13 protein-coding genes are annotated in these 16,334 nt (G+C 69.9%); 5 read left to right on the forward strand and 8 right to left on the reverse strand.

Features of this window, described 5'->3' with window-relative positions; translation table 11 throughout:
* Positions 1-10 precede the first annotated feature (10 nt).
* From ACOYW6_RS06770 to ACOYW6_RS06780, 3 genes are all read right to left on the reverse strand, one after another.
* Complete coding sequence (locus ACOYW6_RS06770; RefSeq protein WP_423140571.1) at positions 11-1,600, reverse strand: type II and III secretion system protein family protein; 1,590 nt, start codon at positions 1,598-1,600, stop codon at positions 11-13.
* A gap of 58 nt (positions 1,601-1,658) precedes the next feature.
* Complete coding sequence (gene cpaB / locus ACOYW6_RS06775; protein WP_423140572.1) at positions 1,659-2,669, reverse strand: Flp pilus assembly protein CpaB; 1,011 nt, start codon at positions 2,667-2,669, stop codon at positions 1,659-1,661.
* Between the two features lie 77 nt (positions 2,670-2,746).
* Positions 2,747-3,460, reverse strand: coding sequence for a prepilin peptidase (locus tag ACOYW6_RS06780; RefSeq protein WP_423140573.1), 714 nt, complete (start codon positions 3,458-3,460; stop codon positions 2,747-2,749).
* Positions 3,461-3,544: 84 nt separating this feature from the next.
* Here ACOYW6_RS06780 and ACOYW6_RS06785 point away from each other — a divergent pair, with 84 nt between their 5' ends.
* Entirely contained in the window at positions 3,545-4,504 is a 960-nt protein-coding gene (locus tag ACOYW6_RS06785; RefSeq protein ID WP_423143083.1) for an alpha/beta fold hydrolase, read from the forward strand.
* Positions 4,501-5,598, forward strand: a complete 1,098-nt coding sequence (locus ACOYW6_RS06790; RefSeq protein ID WP_423140574.1) for an NAD(P)/FAD-dependent oxidoreductase — start codon at positions 4,501-4,503, stop codon at positions 5,596-5,598. Before ACOYW6_RS06785 ends, ACOYW6_RS06790 begins: the two co-directional genes overlap by 4 nt.
* On the opposite strand, the gene rnhA is transcribed toward ACOYW6_RS06790, so the two are convergent.
* From rnhA to ispH, 3 genes are read right to left on the reverse strand one after another with little or no spacing between them, the layout of a single operon-like run.
* Complete coding sequence (gene rnhA, locus ACOYW6_RS06795; RefSeq protein WP_423140575.1) at positions 5,595-6,029, reverse strand: ribonuclease HI; 435 nt, start codon at positions 6,027-6,029, stop codon at positions 5,595-5,597. The genes ACOYW6_RS06790 and rnhA overlap by 4 nt on opposite strands.
* Positions 6,026-6,985: a homoserine kinase gene (gene thrB / locus ACOYW6_RS06800; protein ID WP_423140576.1), complete on the reverse strand. Its 960-nt coding sequence runs from the start codon at positions 6,983-6,985 to the stop codon at positions 6,026-6,028. Before thrB ends, rnhA begins: the two co-directional genes overlap by 4 nt.
* A complete protein-coding gene (gene ispH, locus ACOYW6_RS06805; RefSeq protein WP_423140577.1) occupies positions 6,985-7,944 on the reverse strand; it encodes a 4-hydroxy-3-methylbut-2-enyl diphosphate reductase in 960 nt (319 codons plus the stop codon). Before ispH ends, thrB begins: the two co-directional genes overlap by 1 nt.
* A gap of 71 nt (positions 7,945-8,015) precedes the next feature.
* Between ispH and ACOYW6_RS06810 the strand changes: the two genes are divergently transcribed.
* Positions 8,016-8,663, forward strand: a complete 648-nt coding sequence (locus ACOYW6_RS06810) for a hypothetical protein (protein ID WP_423140578.1) — start codon at positions 8,016-8,018, stop codon at positions 8,661-8,663.
* Between the two features lie 58 nt (positions 8,664-8,721).
* On the opposite strand, the gene ACOYW6_RS06815 is transcribed toward ACOYW6_RS06810, so the two are convergent.
* On the reverse strand, positions 8,722-9,279 hold the full coding sequence (locus ACOYW6_RS06815) for a YqgE/AlgH family protein (RefSeq protein WP_423140579.1): 558 nt from the start codon (positions 9,277-9,279) through the stop codon (positions 8,722-8,724).
* 52 nt (positions 9,280-9,331) lie between these two features.
* Positions 9,332-11,050 carry a M28 family metallopeptidase gene (locus ACOYW6_RS06820; RefSeq protein ID WP_423140580.1) on the reverse strand — a complete coding sequence of 573 codons (1,719 nt, stop codon included), beginning with the start codon at positions 11,048-11,050 and terminating at the stop codon, positions 9,332-9,334.
* A 110-nt stretch (positions 11,051-11,160) separates the two neighbouring features.
* Between ACOYW6_RS06820 and ACOYW6_RS06825 the strand changes: the two genes are divergently transcribed.
* On the forward strand, positions 11,161-13,374 hold the full coding sequence (locus ACOYW6_RS06825) for an acylase (protein ID WP_423140581.1): 2,214 nt from the start codon (positions 11,161-11,163) through the stop codon (positions 13,372-13,374).
* 103 nt (positions 13,375-13,477) lie between these two features.
* A complete protein-coding gene (locus tag ACOYW6_RS06830) occupies positions 13,478-16,309 on the forward strand; it encodes a M16 family metallopeptidase (protein WP_423143084.1) in 2,832 nt (943 codons plus the stop codon).
* Positions 16,310-16,334 lie beyond the last annotated feature (25 nt).

The following is a 16,334-nucleotide window of genomic DNA, read 5'->3' on the forward strand; positions in this document are numbered from 1 at the left end:
CTCGCCTCGCTCAGTTCAGGTTGAAGCCGGGCGCCGGGGCGGCCGAGGCCGTCTGCACCTGCTTGGATTTCTTGCGCTTGTCCTTGGAGTCGGCGCCGCCGGCCGCAGCCGGGTTGCCGAGCGCGCGGTAGAGGTCCGCCGGGGTCTCGATCGCGCCGACCCTGGGGCCAGTGCCGGTCACGTCGGCGGGCGCGGAGCTGGGCATCGGGCGCTGCGCGCCGCTCTTGCCGTCGTTCTCCATGTTGCCGAGCAGGCGCTGAATGTCGCTGGCATTCTGGTAACCGTCGGTCGGGTACTTGATCTCGCTCGCGTTGACCGGGTTGACCAGGTACGGCGTCACCACGATGACCAGCTCGGTATCGCCGCGCTGGAAGTTGGTGGAGCGGAACAGCGAACCCAGGATCGGAATGTCGCCCAGCCCCGGGGCCTTCTGGATCTGGTTCTGCGCGCCGTTGCTCATCAGCCCGGCAATCATGAAGCTCTGGCCGGAACCGAGCTCGATCGTGGTCTCGGCGCGGCGCACCGTCAGCGCCGGCACCTGGAAGCCGTTGAGCGTGATGGCGCCCTGGGCCGACAGTTCGGACACCTCCGGGCGAACCCGCAGCGAGATGCGGCCGTTGGCCAGCACCGTCGGCGTGTAGGCCAGGCTGACGCCGAAGCGCTTGTATTCGATCGAGGTTGTGCCAAGCCCCTGGCTGATCGGGATAGGATATTCGCCGCCCGCCAGGAAGTCAGCGGTTTCGCCCGACAGTGCGGTCAGGTTCGGTTCCGACAGCGAGGTGACGAGGCCGAGCCGTTCGCCGAGGTCAAGCGCGCCGAGCAGGTCGAGCCCGAGCAGCTTGCCCGCGAATCCCAGCGTCGAGCCGGTACCCGAGTTGGTCACGACCGAGCCGCCGGTCGGCCCCTCGGTCCGGCCGACGCCGAGCCCGCCGGGACTGCCGGGGGTAAAGCTAGGCATGCCCGAGGTGCGGCCCTGGCCGATGCCGAACTTGAACCCGCCGCTGGTGTCGACGCTGGTCAGGTTGACCCCGATCGAGCGGACCAGCGTGCGGCTGACTTCGGCAAAGCGGACGCGCAGGTTGACCTGCAGCGGCGTCGCCGTGCGGAGGCGGCTGATGACGTTGGCATCCTTGCCCGAGTAGGCCTGCACCAGGCGCGCCGCCTCGGCGGCGTCCTCGGGCGAGGCGACCGTGCCGGTCAGCAGGAAGGTGTTGGTGCCCATCGTGGCGACCGAAACGTGTGCGTCGGGCATTGCCAGCGCGAGCATCTGGTCGACGCTGTCGAGGTTGGAGCCGACCCGCACGTTGGCGGAATAGACCACTTGGCCCGCGGCGTTGCTGGCATAGACCGTGGTGGTCCCGCCGGCCTTGCCGAAGACGTAGAGCTGGTTGCGCGACTTGACCTGCACGTCGGCGATGTCGTCGTTGGCGACGAACACGTCGGCCATCGCGCCGGGCACGGTGATCAGCTGGCCGCGTCCGATCGAAAGGACGAGGTCGTTCATCGGGCGGCTGACCGACTGGGCCTGGGCGGCCGGCGCGGCGAGCGCGAGCGGGGCGGCCAGGCTGGCTGCCAGCAGCAGCGGAAGCGAGCGGTTCATCTGGATCCCTTTCCGGGCGATGCGGTTCGGCGAGCGATTGGCGGAGACGCGGACCATGTCAGTTCTTCCCGACCGGTTCGGCACTGGTGACCTTGCCGCGGGTAACGCGGACCACCGGCCCGGAAACCGTCACCACCGTCGCGGGGCGCGAGCCCATCGACGCCGGGGCGTAGGCCGTGGTCGGCGCCGGCGGCTTGGCAGCGCCCATGGTGCGGCGCTGAAAGCGCGAAACGTCGCCGCCGGTGACGAAGGTTGCGCCGCCTTCGACCGGGCGGTTCATCGCCTGGCTGAGCAGCTTGTCCTCTTCTTCCTTGCTGACGCCGGTCGGCACCTTGACCGTGCCGCTGGCGATCGCCTGGTCGAGCTCGGACTGGTTGTCGGCCAGGCTGCGCAACGACAGGCTGAGCGTGCCGATGGTCTGGGCGACGGCGATCTTCTCGCCGATCTTGGGCGTCACCTCGAGGGTGACGGTGCGGAAGCCCTTGACCACGGTCTTGCCGTCGACGGTCTCGGTCTCGGTGGATGTGTCGGTGGCGAGCACGCGGATGTTGCGCAGGATCGTTTCCGACGCCTTCAGCGTATCGCCGCCATCCTGGGTGCGAACGGTCTGGGTCAGCACCAGGTCGACATGGTCGCCCGGGAACACGAAGCCGCCCACGCCGGTCTTCTGCGAGACCGAGATGGTGACCGCGCGCATCCCCGCGCCCAGCGCCGCCGCCAGGAAGCCGCGATCGCCCGGCGCGACCAGCGCGCCCTGGGTGACCGGCTGGCCGGCGGTAACCGGATAGCGCACGACCGTGCCGAGCAGCTTGCTCATGTCGGCCTCGCCATCGATGAAGTAGGCGTCCTGGATCATCTGCTTGGGCCAGGCCTGGAACGCGACCGAATCGGCGGTGATGATCGTACCGACCGGCAGCGCGCGCTGCGCCACCAGCACCTTGGGGCCTTGCGGCACCGCCGCTTCGGCCCTGGGCGCGGATGCGCCGGCGAAAATGCTCCGTGCCGCCATGGCCGTGCCGATGGCGATAACCATCGCGCCCAGCAGCAACATCAGCTTCTTCTTGTCCATGGCCGTTAAGCCCCCCTGCAACAAATCCCTGCCCTCGGTTCGCAACCTGCGGGCAAATGGTTAAGATCGAGTTTCCGTCAGCCGATGACCGGCCCCGCCGCAGCGACGAGCTGCTCAGGGTGGGTCGCCAGAAGCCACAGGCCCGCCACCGAGATGGCCAGGCCATAGGGCACCGGGAGCTTGGATTTCTGCCGCCGCGCGATGACCCGCGCGCCGCTCAGCAGGACGCCGAACACCGCGATCAGCAAGCACGGCACCAGCACGGCCCCGATGGCGCCGAGCGGGGCGCCAAGCGCACCGAAATCGACCGGCGCGGCGCCGTTCATGACCCGCACGACATAAACGGTCAGCAGCAGCCACAGCGCCGCGGCGATCACCGCCAGGCGGCGCTTGCCGGTTTCCTCGGGCGCGAGGTCGAGGTTGCGGGCGCCCGCGACGATCGACATCGCCCCGCCCACGATCGCCATCATGAACAGCAGCTGGAAATAGGACAGCGGCGGCAGCCACAGCGCCAGCGCGGCCAGCAGCTTGACGTCGCCGCCGCCCATCAGGCCGCGCGCGAACAGCAGCGTGAACACCGCCATCGCGCCGACCGCGAGCGCGACCTGAATCGCCGCGCCGCTCCAGCCGAGCCCGGCGGCCCACCAGTACAGAGGCGCCGCAAGCGCGACGAGCGCGTTCAGCCCGTTGTCGATCTGGCGCCGGCGCAAGTCGGTAAACGCCGCGACAAGCAGCGCAATTGCCAATCCGGCAAGCAATCCGTAAGCAGCGGCCCCAAACGGCACATTCACCGGCATGCGATCCCCCGATCGTGTCTGGGGTGCACGCCTAAGGCACAGGGCTTACCAAATAGTAACCACGCCTGAGAGGTCGCCATTCAGCACGAAGCCGCCCCGCCCCCGAACCGCCGCGCCATTCCCCCCGCAGCGCGCGAAAGCCGCTGGATCGCGGCCGATGGCCACGCCGTGCGCCGGATCGACTGGCCGCGTCCCGACGCCCCGCGGGGCTCGATCCTGTTCCTCCCCGGGCGTGGCGATTTCTACGAGAAGTACCTCGAGACGCTAGGCCATTGGGCGCGGCAGGGCTTCGCGGTCACCGCGGCTGACTGGCGCGGCCAGGCCGGATCGGGACGGCTCGGCACCGATGCGGTCACCGGCCACGTCAGCGATTTTTCGCAGTGGGTGGACGACCTTGCCGCGTTCTGGGCCGATTGGGCGGCGTCCGCGCCCGGCCCTCGCATCCTGGCCGGCCATTCAATGGGCGGCCACCTGGTGCTGCGCGCCCTGGCGGAGCGGCGGGTCGATCCCGACGGCGCGATCCTGTCCGCGCCGATGCTGGGGTTTGCCGGGCCGCAGCTGCCTGGCAGCCTGCTGCACGGCGTCGCCACGCTGATGACGCGGCTGGGCGATCCGCGCCGCCCGGCCTGGAAGTGGAGCGAGAAGCCCGGCCAGCCGCCCGAATCGCGCGCGGGCCTGCTCACGCACGACGCCGAGCGCTATGCCGACGAGTTGTACTGGCGCGAGGCGCGGCCCGAACTCGTGATGGGCCCGGGCAGCTGGGGCTGGGTCGAGCGGGCCTACGCCTCGATGCGGGGCCTGGAAAAGCGCGGCGTGCTCGAAGCGGTAAAGACGCCGATCCTGATGCTGGCCACCAGCAACGACAAGCTAGTCAGCTTCGCGGCGGCGATGCGCGCGGCTCGGCGGCTTCCTAACGTCGAGCCGGTGACCTTCGGGCCCGAAGCGCATCACGAAATCCTGCGCGAGGCCGATCCGGTGCGCGCTAAGGCGATCGCCGCGATCGACGATTTCCTGACGCTGGTTGCCCCGCCGCGATGAGCGGCGATCCGCTTGCCGAGGGTTCGCCGCGCTACGACATCGCCATCGTCGGCGCCGGCATGGCAGGCGCCTCGCTGGGCGCGGCGCTGGCAGCGCAGGCCCGCGTCTTGGTAATCGAGGCGGAAGACCGGCCCGGTTACCATGCGACCGGGCGGTCGGCGGCGTTCTGGACCGAAAGCTACGGCGGGCCCGGGGTCCAGCCGTTGACGACCGCGTCGGGTCCATTCCTGCGGGAGGGCGGGTTCCTGTCCGAACGCGGCGCGCTGACGATTGCACGCCGGGGCCGCGAGAACGCGCTGGCGGATTTTGCCGCCACCTATCGCGACCTTGGCGTACGGGTCGACGAGCTGGACCGTGCCGCGCTGCTCGCCCGCATCCCCGGACTGCGCGACGCGTGGACGCGCGGCGCCTTCGAGCCCGCCTGCGCCGACATCGACGTCTCGGCGCTGCACCACCATTACCTGTCGCAGCTGCGCGGGGCGGTGCGCTGCCGCGCCGCGCTCACGCAGGCACTGCGCCGCGCGAGCGGCTGGGACCTGACGCTCGCCAACGGCGCGACGGTCCAGGCGGCGATCCTGGTCAACGCCGCCGGTGCCTGGGCGGACACGGTGGCGCAGCTTGCCGGCGTCGGTCCGATCGGCATCGCGCCTTACCGCCGCACGGTGGCGCAGGTGCGCACGGCACCCGCGCCGCCTGCCGATCTTCCGCTCGTCCTCGACCTTGACGAGACATTCTATTTCAAGCCCGAGGCTGGCCGCCTGTGGCTGAGCCCGCACGACGAGACCCCCTCGGCCGCGCTCGATGCCGCGCCCGAGGAGATCGACGTCGCGCTGGCGATAGACCGCTTCGAAGGCGTCGCCGACTGGCGGATCGAGGCGGTCGAGCACAAGTGGGCCGGCCTGCGCAGCTTCGCGCCCGACCGCTTGCCGGTCTATGGCTTCGACCGCGCCGAGCCGGCTTTCTTCTGGTTTGCCGGGCAAGGCGGCTTCGGCATCCAGACCGCACCGGCAGCGGCGGACCTCGCGGCGCGGCTGGTTGTGGGGCGGGCCCCCGGCGTGGTCGATCCGGCGCCTTACGCGCCGACGCGCTTCTAGGACTGGGCGATCGCGGCGTCGCTGGCGAGCCGGTCGGCCCGCTCGTTCTCCGGGTGACCGTCGTGGCCCTTGACCCACATCCACTCCAGCTTGTGCGGGCGCGCCGCGGCAACCAGGTCCTGCCACAAGTCCGCGTTCTTGACCGGCTGGCGCTGCGCGTTCTTCCAGCCGTTCTTCTGCCAGCCGAAAATCCACTTGGTGATCCCGTCGATCACGTACTTGCTGTCGGTATGGACCGTTGCGAGCACGGGGGTCTTGAGCGCTTGCAGCGCCTTGATGACGGCCAGGAGTTCCATGCGGTTGTTGGTGGTTGCGCGTTCGCTTCCCGACAGTTCCTTTTCGTGCTCACCCATGCGCAGGATCGCGCCCCAGCCGCCGGGACCCGGGTTGCCCTTGCAGGCGCCGTCGGTGAATATCTGGACGTGCTTCACGAAAACGCTGCCTTGCCGCTTTCGGCATAGACTTGCAGCCGGCGCGCGAAGGCCATCGGATCCTTGCGCGTGACCAGCGCATTGGCGGGCGTGTTGATCCAGTCGAATGCGCGCGTCAGCACGAACCGCAGCGCCGCGCCCTGCGCCAGCAGCGGCAGCGCATCCCGCTCCGCCGCCGAAAGCGGGCGGAGCGCCTCGTAGCCTGCCAGCAAAGCCCCGGAAACCGCGGGCGAGAACGTCTCGTCCGGGCCGCCGAAGCACCATGCCGCGTGCGTGACCGCGACGTCGTAGGCGGCGAAATCGGTGCAAGCGAAGTAGAAGTCGATCAGCCCGGTCACCGTGTTCCCCAGCATCAGGACGTTGTCCGGGAACAGGTCGGCATGGATGGTGGCGCGCGGCAGACTCCCGGGCCACTCGGCCAGCACGCGCGGCAACGTGGCACTCACGATCCCGCCGAGCGCCGGATCGATCGCGGCGAAGCCGTGGGTTCCGCAGGCATCGGCAAGCCGCCGCCATTCGTCGGGGCCGACCGAGTTGGCGCGGATCGGTGCAAAATCGCCGGCGTCGCGGTGCAGCCGTGCCAGGGCCTTGCCCGCGGCGCGCGCCTGCGCTGGGGTCGGCGCCGTGGGTGAGACGCCGGGCAGGAACTCGAACAACGCCACCGTCTTGTCGCCGATGGCACGGCTGGCGGCACCCGCGCGGTCATGGATGGTCGCCGGCACGGGCGAGCCTTTCGCCGCGAGGTGGTCCACCAGCGCCAGGAAATAGGGCAGATCGCCGACATCGACCCGGCGCTCGTACATCGTCAGGACATATCGGCCACGCTCGGTCTCGATCAGCCAGTTGGAGTTGGAAACCCCTTCGGCGATGCCCTTGGCCGAAACCAGGGCGCCGATGTCGTAGTGTCCGATAAGCTCCGCCAGCGCCTCGGCGCCGAGCTGCGTGTAGACCGCCATCAGTCCGCGAGCTGGCGCGGCAGCTTGAAGACGATGTTCTCCTGCGCGGTGACCACCTGCTCGACCGTGATGACGCGGCCCGCCCCGACCCGGGCGATCACCTCCTCGACCAGTGCTTCGGGCGCCGAGGCACCGGCCGTCAGCCCCAGGGTCTCGACACCGTCGATCCAGCCATCCTCGATCTCGGCGGCACGCTGGATCAGGCGCGACGGCGTGCCGCAGCGCTCCGCCACTTCGACCAGCCGCAGCGAGTTGGAGGAGTTGGGCGCCCCGATCACCAGCACCAGCTGGCAGCGCGGGGCCAGCGCCTTCACCGCTTCCTGCCGGTTCGAGGTAGCGTAGCAGATGTCCTCCGCCTTGGGTCCGACGATGCCGGGGTAGCGCGCCTTCAGCGCGGCGACGATCGCGGCGGTATCGTCGACCGACAGCGTCGTCTGCGTTAGGAACGCCAGCGGCTTGCCGTCTGCGAAGGTCAGCCCCGCAACGTCGTCGACCGTCTCGACCAGCGTCATCGACCCCTCCGGCACCTGGCCGAAAGTGCCCAGCACTTCGGGATGGCCGCGGTGGCCGATGAAGACGATATGGCGGCCAGCCTCGACCTGGCGCTCGGCCTGGCGATGGACCTTGCTGACCAGCGGGCAGGTGGCGTCGAGCCAGTCGAGCCCGCGGTTCGTCGCTGCGGCGGGCACCGCCTTCGGCACGCCGTGGGCGCTGAATACCACCGGAGCGCCATCGGGCACTTCGTCCAGCTCCTCGACGAAGATCGCGCCTTTCGCCTTCAGCGCATCGACGACGAAGCGGTTGTGGACGATTTCGTGGCGGACATACACCGGCGCGCCGTAGCGCTGGATCGCCCGCTCGACGATCTCGATCGCGCGGTCGACCCCGGCGCAGAACCCGCGCGGCGCGGCAACCAGAACGGTCAGCGGCCTTGGCGTAGTTTGAAAGGGAGCATTCATCTCGCACCCCCTAGCGCTTCGGCCTGCGCGCCGCTAGGGCGGGCGGCAGTCAGTTTCCGGGATCCCCACGCATGAACTTCCGCCACCTAGCGATCCTTTCCATGGGCGCCGCCGCACTGGCCGGGTGCAAGACCACTGGCGACATCGTGGTCGACGAAGGCGTCGGCATCACCGCCGTCCGCAGCGTCTGCCCCGCGGTCGGCATCGCCGACTATACCGGCGACATCACCCTGTTCCGCACCCCGGGGGCGACCGATCTCAACGCGCTGGACGTGACAGCGGCGATGACCCACGTGCGCAGCGCCTGCAACGACACCGGCGAGAAGGTATACGCCGGCGTCACGTATGACGTCCTGGCCCGCCGCACCGACACCCGCGGCGCCCGAACCGTGACGCTGCCGGTGTTCGTCACCGTGCTGCGCGGCGGCAACGTCGTCATCTCCAAGCGTGTCGGCCAGGTCGCGGTTTCGTTCGCCGACGGCCAGGAACGCGCCCAGGCCAGCGGCAAGGCGGAGGCCTATATCGACAAGGCCGAAGCCACCCTGCCCGCCGACATCCGCGACATCATCACCCGCAAGCGCAAGGCCGGCGAATCCGATGCCGCGGTCGACCCGCTGTCGCGCCCCGACGTCAAGGCCGCGGTCGCCCGCGCGACGTTCGAAGTGCTGGTCGGCTTCCAGCTCACCAACGACCAGCTGAATTACAACGCGACGCGGTGATGCGTCGCGCCGCTGACGGCTGATCTGTCCGCGGCGCGCCTCGCCGTCGGCCGATCGGTCACGCGCTTCCGGTTTCGCCCGCCAGCATGGCCGGGTCGATGCCTTCGGCTTTCCAGGCCGCCGTCCAGCGCGCTGCGGCAGGGGTTTCGAAAATGATCTTGTCGCGCGCCTCGGCAGCGAACCAGCCGTGGCGGCGCATCTCCTCGTCCAGCTGGCCTTCGCCCCATCCGGCATAGCCGAGCGCAAAGGCCCAGCGGCGCGGGCCGTTGCCGGCGGCGATGGCGTGCAGCGCCTCGATCGAGGCGGTCAGGCCGAAGGCGCCCGCGCGGATCGAATCGCCCAGCTGCCACTCCGGCGAATGGAGAACAAAGCCGCGCTCCGGCTCGACCGGGCCGCCGTTGTGCACCGGCGCGTCGGGAGCCTCGCCCGGATCGATGTCGAGGCCCTGCAGCAGTTCGCGCAGACGCAGGCCCGGGTGAAGGTGGCCAAGCCCGATCCCCAGCGCACCGTTGGCATCGTGCACGGCCATCGCGATCACAGCGTTCTGGAAGCGCGGATCGCCCATTCCCGGCATCGCGAGCAGCACGCGGCCGGCAAGGGAGGCGGTTTCGTCCATGGCGGCCAAGCTAATGGCGGCGGCCCCGCCTGCCAACACCCATCGCTCGATCCTATGGCTGCTTTGCGCCCGGCCCGGCCGCATTCGCGGCGCGCGGTGCCGACGGGGCGAAGATGTCGCCGAACGGATCGCCCGATAGCCAGCGCGGCGGCTCCGCCCCATCCGCCATCGCGCGGGTGATGCGCCAGTTCGCCTCGGCAAAGCGGGCACCGGCGCGCCAGTCGAAGGCCTGGCTCATGTCGTCGGCGGGGCGGTGGTAGCGCTTGGCGAAGAATTCCTCCCAGGCCGGGTTGCCGCCGTTGGCGCGCCCGGTCGACAGGAATACCGCCGGTACGCCCTGCTTCACGAACATGTAATGGTCGGACCGGACGAAGATCGACTCCTCGGGCGTCGGATCGGGTGACAGCGAGACCTTCATCGGCGCCAGGGCAGCGGCGGTGATCGCGCCGAGCGAGGAATGATCGGCGCCATAGGCGACCACGTCGGTAAAGGGATATGTCAGTAGCGGCATGTCGAGATCGACATTGCCGACGATCGCTTTTGCCGGAACGGTGGGATGGCGGGCGAAATAGTCGGCGCCCAGCAAGCCCTTCTCCTCGCCGGTGGTGACGACGAACAGGACCGAGCGGCGCGGCTTGACCGGGTCCTCGCTCATCACCCGGGCGACTTCGAGCAGGGTCGCGACGCCGGCGGCGTTGTCCATCGCACCGTTGTTGATACGGTCGGTCGCGGCGGTGTCGGCCGCCTTGGCGGGGCTGATGCCGATGTGATCGAGATGGCCCGACAGGATCACGTACTGGTCCCTGAGGGCCGGATCGGATCCCGGAATGACCGCGGCGATATTGGGGCTGGTGATCGCGCTCGCCTCGGTCCCGCCATGGATCCGCAGCGTCGCCGCCAGCGGGAAGCCGGCGACCGGCGCCTTGCCGCGCGCGGCGGTCCGTACGGCGGCGTAGCTGGACTTCGCGCCGGCAAACAGCGCCGCGGCACTGGCCGCGTTCAGCGTGGCGCTGGCGCGCAGCCCGGGGGCCTCCACCTCGGGCCGGCCGTTGGCGTCGGTGGTGGCGAAGCGCGGTACCGAAAGGTACTCGGCGCGGCGCGCGAAGGGGGCAACCCGGTCGCTCGCCTCGGTCGGCAGCGTGATCAGGCCGATCGCGCCGCGGTCGCTGGCGACCTTGGCCTTTTCATCGGCAGCATAGGCGCCCTCCTCGCTTGCCATGCCGGCGGGAAATCCGCCCAGCACGGCCACGATCTTGCCCTTGACGTCGAGCCCGGCATAATCGTCGATGCCGAGCCGTCGGTCGGACAGGCCGTAGCCGACGAACACCACCGGCGCGGTCAGGTCGACCTGCGGCTCCAGCCGGGAGGTGGTGATCAGCACGTCCTTGCCGTTCACCCATTCGCGCGGCCCGCCCGGTCCGCTCAGCGTGGCGCCTGCAGGCGCGCTCGACGGCACGACGCGCTGGAACGGCACGCGCTGAAGCCAGCCGCCATCGGTGCCGCCCGGCACGAGGCCGAGCGCGGCGAACCGCTGGGCGACAAAGCGCGCGGCAATTTCCAGCTCGGGGCTGCCGGTTTCGCGCCCGCGCATCGCGTCATCGGCGAGGAAGGCAACGTCGGCCTCGATCCGGCGGGCCGAGAAGCGCGGATCGAGGGGCAGCTGCGCTTCCGGGATCGCGACGGCATTGGGCGAAGCGGGTGCAGCCGGCGCGGCGGCGGGCATCAGTGCCGAGCAGGCCAGCGCGGCGGCAAGGACAAGGCGAACGGTCATCGGGCAATTCCTTGTGGCGACGCCGGCTCTTAGCCGGGACGGGCCCGGTTGCCACCCGCCAATCCGCGAACGCCCCTTGCGCGTCCACCGCGGTCGGCTATCCCGAGGCGATGAAGCGCTGGCTTGCGCGGGGGGGATGGCTCCTGCTGATCGTGGTCCTGGTGGCCTTCGTTGCACTCGCGACGTGGGAGCCGCTGACCGCGCGCGCCGCCAAGGCGCCGCCGCCCCGCGCCTATGCCGCCGAGATCGTCCGCGACGAGTTCGGCGTGCCGCACATCCACGGCCATACCGACGCCGATACCGTGTTCGGGGTCGCATGGGCGCATTCGGAGGACGATTTCTCCACCCTGCAGGACGTCCTGGCGATGACCCGCGGGCGCTTTGGCGCCATCGCCGGCGCGGACGGCGCCAAGATCGACTTCGCCTACAACCTGCTGGATGCGCGCGGCACCGCCGAACGTCACTACGGCCAGGTCCCGGCCGACGTGCGCGCGCTGTTCGAAGCCTATGCGGCGGGTCTCAACCGCTATGCCGCCACGCACCCCGGCGAGGTCAAGCTGGCGCACCTGTTCCCGGCCAACGGCCTGGACATCGCCGCCGGGTTCGCGCTGCGGCAGCCGTTCTTCTTCGGCCTGGACGGCGTGCTGGGCCGGCTGGTCGGCGGCGAGCCCTTGCGAGCCGAGCATGGGCCCAGTCTGACCAGCATGACGATCCTCCCTTATGCGCTGGGGGGCGGCGACCAGCAGGCCCTGCCGCGCCCAATGCCCCGCCCGATGCCGCTGCCGATCGGCGAGGACGGCGCGCTGGCGGGTTCCAACGCCTTTGCCGTCGCGCCGGCGCGTTCGGGTGACGGGACGACGCGGCTGATCTCCAACGCCCACCAGCCGTGGAAGGGGGGCGTGGCGTGGTACGAACTGGAGGTCAGCTCGGACCAGGGCTGGCACTTTGCCGGGGCGACTTTTCCCGGATCGCCCTATCCGTTCCTGGGCCACAACGAGAACCTGGGCTGGACCAACACGGTCAACCGGCCCGACCTGATCGACATCTACCGCCTGACGCTGGACGCGAACCGGACGCATTACCGCATGGACGGCAAGTGGGTTCCGCTGCAGGCGCGCACGGTGACGCTGCCGGTCCGCATCGGGCCGATCGTGTTGCCGGTGCGCAAGACTCTGTACCGCAGCCTGCAGGGTCCGGTCGTGATATCGGACAGGGGCGCCTTCGCGATCCGCTATGCCGGGATCGACACGCTCGGCAGCCTCGAGCAGTATTACCGGCTGACGAAGGCGAAGGACTTCGGCCAGTGGCAAGCGGCGATGGCGATGCAGGCGGTGCCGTCCACCAACTTCATCTACGCTGACCGTAACGGCACGATCGCCTACTGGTATAATGCACGGATTCCCGACCGCAGGCCCGGGCCGGACTGGCGCGGCATCGTCCCGGGCGACCGCTCGGACCTGGTCTGGCGTCACCCGATCGCGTGGAAGGAAGTGCCGCACCTGGTCAATCCCGCCTCCGGCTTCCTGTTCAACGCCAACAACACCCCGTTCGTGGCCGCCGGGCCGGGCAGCGAGCTCGACCCCGGCAAGGTTCCCGCGATCTGGGGGGTCGAAACCGACATGACCAACCGCGCCCATCGCGCGGTCAAGCTGCTGTCGCAGACCAGCCCGATCGGCCGCGACGCGCTGCTGCACATAAAGTTCGATACCGGGTACGAACGCACCGGCTATGTCGCCTGGATGCTCGACGCTGTCGCGCGGCTGGACTTGCGCGGCGAACCGCGCCTGGCCGAAGGGCAGCGCCTGCTGGCCGGGTGGGACATGACGATGGACGGTGTCGGCCGCGCCGACGCGCTGGCCGACATGGTGCTGCAGGATGCGATGAGCGCGAGCTACAACCTGCGCCCGCCGCCCGATCCGAAAGCCAACCTCAAGAAGGCGGTTGACCACCTGGAGCGCTATTTCGGCCGGCTCGATCCGCCTCTGGGCGATGTCCTGCGGCTGCGCCGCGGCGCGGTCGACCTGCCGCTGGATGGCGGCGGCGACACGCTGCGCGCTTCCACCAGTTACGACATCGACCCGCGCGACGGGCGCCTGGCGGTCAAGCACGGCGACAGCTTCGTGATGGTCATGGAGTGGGGCAAGGACGGCCGCGTCCGGTCCGAATCGATCGAGCCGTTCGGCGCCGCCACCACCCGCCCTGCCAGCCCCCATTACAACGACCAGGCCACCCTGTTCGCGCGCCACCAGTTCAAGCCGGTTCATTTCGAGCGCGCCGATGTGCTCGCCCATGCCGTTCGTCGATATGTGGTGAGCGATCGCTGATCGCTTGCTAAACCCCTTTGCAACCCCGTTTTTCAGGAGACCGCCCGTGCGCCGGCTGATCGTACCCTCGCTTCTCGCCCTTTCGCTTACCGCCTGCGCGACGATGCCCGCAGCCTCCCCGGCACCGGTTTCCGCCCCCCTTGGGACGGCCCACCAGGCCGATGCGGCCATGCCCGCACCCGCACCGCTGTCGCAGATCGCCGCCTCCGTCGACGTGCCCTACGAGGAATTCAAGCTCGCCAACGGCCTGACCGTCCTGGTCCACACCGACCGCAAGGCGCCGGTCGTGGGCGTCACCACGTATTACCGCGTCGGCTCCAAGCACGAGCCGCGCGGCCGCACCGGTTTCGCCCACTTGTTCGAGCACTTGTTCTTCTCGGGCAGCGAGAACGTGCCCAACTTCGACATCCCGCTCGAAGGGGCGGGATCTACCAGCACAAATGGTTCAACCTCGTCCGATCGGACCAATTACATCGAGACCGTGCCGACCGGCGCGCTGAACCTGGCACTGTTCATGGAAAGCGACCGGATGGGCCACCTGCTCGGCACGCTGGGACAGGACAAGCTCGATAAGCAGCGCGGCGTCGTCCAGAACGAAAAGCGCCAGGGCGACAACCAGCCTTATGCGCTGGCGCGCTATGCCATTCCGGAAGGGCTGTTCCCGGTCGGGCACCCCTACCACCATTCGACCATCGGCTCGATGGCGGACCTCGACGCCGCCAGCATCTCCGACGTGCGCAAGTGGTACACCGACCACTACGGCCCCAACAACGCGATCCTGGCGCTGACCGGCGACATCGATGCCGCTACCGCCAAGCCGCTGGTGGAAAAGTGGTTCGGCTCGATCCCCGCCGGCCCGGTGGTGACCAACGCGCCGGCCGGCCCGGTGACGCTGGCCGCCCCGGTCAGCCGCGAGATGAAGGACCAGGTCCCCGTCACCAAGCTGCTGCGCGCGTGGTCGGCGCCCGGCCTCAACGATCCCGACGCGGTTCCGCTCGACCTTGGCATGCGGGTGCTGGGCGGGCTTGGCAGCTCGCGCCTCGACAAGGCGCTGGTGCGCGGCAGCGAGCAAGCGGTCGCCGCCTCCGCCCAGGTCGAGCAGGAGGAGCAGATCGGCACCGTCCTGGTCGACATGGACCTCAAGCCCGGGGTCGACCGCGCCGGCGCCGAGGCTGCCTTCGACAAGCTGATCGCCGACTACATCGCCCAGGGACCGACCGCGGAGGAACTGCAGCGCGCGGCGATGCAGGCAACCTCGCAGCAGGTTGGCGCGCTGGAGGATGTCGGCGGGTTCGGCGGCAAGGGCGCGGCCCTTGCCGAAGGGCTGCTCTATTCGGGCGACCCGGCGTTCTACAAGAAGCAGCTGGCCCAGATCGCCGCGACCACCCCGGCGCAAGTGACCGCGGCGCTGCAGAAGTGGCTGACCCGCCCGGTCTACAAGCTGGCCGTCGTCCCCGGCGCCCGCACCGAGAGCGGCGCGACGATGGGCGGCTGGGGCGACGAGGCGACCACGCCCACGCCCAAGCCCGACGCCAAGAAGCCCGCCCCCAAGCTCACCAGCGGCGACAAGCGCGAATTCCCGCCGATCGCCCCGGTCGGCGCGCTGACCTTCCCCGCGGTGGAGCGCACGACGCTGTCGAACGGCATCCCGGTGGCGCTGGCGCGCCGCACCGGCATCCCCAAGGTGCTGGTCAGCCTCAACCTCGACGCCGGCACCGCCGCCGACACGCTCGACACCCCGGGCACGCAGCGGCTGATGCTGGACCTGCTGGACCAGGGCGCGGCCGGCAAGGACGCCGACGCCATCGCCGAGACCGAGGAGACGCTGGGCGCCCAGATCGATGCCAACGCCGGCCTCGATTCCAGCGCCGTCACGCTGGATGCGCTGGCCCCCAACCTCGCCCCGTCGCTGGCGCTGATGTCCGACATCGCGCTGCGCCCGACCTTTGCGGATGCCGACGTCAGCCGCGTGCGCGACCAGCACCTGACCGCGATCGCGCAGGCCGAGGCCAACCCCAGCCGCATCGCCGGGCGCACGTTCGCCCCGCTGCTGTTCGGCGCGCAGCACCCCTACGGCCAGACCGGCGACGGCCTGGGCACTCGCCAGACCGTGTCGGCGCTGACGGCGGCCAATCTGTCGGCCGCGCACAAGCGCTGGTTCGACCCGCGGCTGGCGCGCATCACCGTGGTCGGCGACGTGACGATGGAGCAGCTCAAGCCGATGCTTGAGCGCGCCTTCGGCGGCTGGACGCCGGGCGCCGCGCCGGTGCCGGTCAAGGCGCTGGACGGCGCGCTGCCGCCGGCAACCCCGCGCATCGTCATGGTCGACCGGCCCAATTCGCCGCAGTCGGTGATCGTGGCCGGACGCGTCCTGCCGCTGACCGGCAAGGACGCCGGCAAGGAAAGCATCGATCTGGCCAACGAAGTGCTTGGCAACGGCTTCCTGTCCCGGCTCAACATGGACCTGCGCGAGACCAAGGGCTGGACATACGGCGTGCGATCGAGCGTGCCGACCCCGCTGGGGCCGCGCAGCTTCAGCGTCAGCACCGCGGTCCAGTCCGACAGGACGGGCGATTCGATCAAGCTGCTGCTGGCCGACATGGCGGCCTTTCCGGGCAAGAAGCCGGTCGACAAGGTCGAGCTTGGCCGTGTCACCGACGGCAACATCCGCGGGCTGCCGAACCGCTTCGACAGCAACGCCGACGTGCTGGGCGCGATCGTGATCAACGACCGGCTGGGCCGCCCGGACGATTACTACAGCACCCTGCCAGCGACGTACCGGGCCATCGACGGCGCCGCGATCGACGCCGCGGCGCGCCAGTACCTGCAGCCCGACAACCTGCTGATCGTCGTGGTCGGCGATCGCAAGGTGGTCGAACCGCAGCTGAAAGGCATAGGGCTGCCGGTCGAATACCGCAGCGCCGCCGGCAACTGAGCGGGTCGAATTGACTTGGACCGGG

The sequence above is a fragment of the Parablastomonas sp. CN1-191 genome (assembly GCF_049354825.1).
Lineage (GTDB): Bacteria > Pseudomonadota > Alphaproteobacteria > Sphingomonadales > Sphingomonadaceae > Novosphingobium.